The sequence below is a fragment of the Corynebacterium otitidis ATCC 51513 genome (genome assembly GCF_000296405.1).
Classification (GTDB): Bacteria; Actinomycetota; Actinomycetes; order Mycobacteriales; family Mycobacteriaceae; genus Corynebacterium; species Corynebacterium otitidis.
In genome coordinates, this window is record NZ_JH815197.1 from 1 (window position 1) to 1,224 (window position 1,224).

The following is a 1,224-nucleotide window of genomic DNA, read 5'->3' on the forward strand; positions in this document are numbered from 1 at the left end:
AGCTCTCCGCCGGGGCGCTCGCGCTCGCCGCGGCGGGCCTCGCGGGCCTGGCGCTGCGTCGCATCGGGCGGCGCATCGCGGGCCTGGCCGCGGGCGCGCTCGCCGCGGCGCTCGCGCTCGTTCCTGTCACGCTGTTGGCCGGCGGCCCCGACCCGGAGAAGGTGCAGCGCATCGCGTCTGCCGAGCCGGCGAGCTCCCAGGAGGCCGCGCAGGCCACCCCCTGGTCCGAGGTGCTCGCCGCGCAGGCCGAGACGTGGCCGGCTCTGTTGACCATCGCCGCGCTCGCCGCGGCGTTCGTCGCGGCCATCGCGCTGGCCGTCTCCCCGGGCGGGGACGCCCGCCGCTCGACGAAGTACGAGCGCGACGCCGGCCGCATCGAGGCGGCGCGCCGCCGCGGCGCCGCCGGCGAGGACGAGCAGCGCGCCGTGTGGGACGCCCTCGACGCGGGGATCGACCCCACCGAGCGCGAGGCCGACGACGAGCCGGGGGAGGGCGCCTTCGAGTCAGGCGGAGAATCCGGCTCGGCGAAGCGGGACGGCTTAGGCTAGAATTCTCCCTGTCTGTATCACGCAGCACTCCCGGGCCCGGCCCGAGGTACGCGACAGTGCGGGAGGTTCCCATGGCGGTGACTGTGGTTCCTGGCATCCCGGCGGCGCAGCGCGCGGCGCTTGAGAGGCGGCAGGGCACGGTCCCGCTCGCCGACATCAAGGCCCGCGCGCTGCGCGCGCCCGCCCCGGCCGACGCGCACCGCGCGCTCGTCGGGGAAGGCTGCGCGATCCTCGCTCAGCCCGGCCCCGCCGCGAGCCCCGCCGAGCTGGCGGGCACCTGCGACCTGGCGATCTCCCCGCTCTCCGGGGGTCTTCCGGCGCTCACCCGGCTGTCGGGATCCGGCCTGCCGGTCGTGGCGACCGGGCTCGTGTTCTCCCCCTACCAGGTCTACGAGCTGCGCGCCGCGGGCGCGGACGCCGTGCCGCTGCCCGCGGACCTGCTCGCCGACGACCACGCCGCGGGCCTCATCGACCTGGTGGAGTCGCTGGGCATGCTCGCCGTGCCCGTCGTCGGGGACGCCGCCGGCGCGGGCCGGGTCGTGGAGCTCGGCGCGCGGGCGATCGCCGCGGCCACGCCCGCGCCCCTCTCAGAGATCTCCGCCGGGCTGCCCGCCTCCGTCGCGGTGCTCGCCGGGCAGACTGCGCTCGCCCCCGCCGACGTGCTGCGCGCCGCCTC

General features: G+C 78.1%; 2 protein-coding genes. Both read left to right on the forward strand.

The genetic code is table 11. The features are described from left to right. Positions 1 to 548, forward strand: a 548-nt coding sequence (locus HMPREF9719_RS09280) for a Trp biosynthesis-associated membrane protein (protein ID WP_004601735.1), incomplete at its 5' end; no start/stop codon positions are given. A 77-nt stretch (positions 549 to 625) separates the two neighbouring features. Then, a partial coding sequence (locus HMPREF9719_RS09285; RefSeq protein WP_162857766.1) for a beta/alpha barrel domain-containing protein occupies positions 626 to 1,224 on the forward strand: 599 nt, incomplete at its 3' end.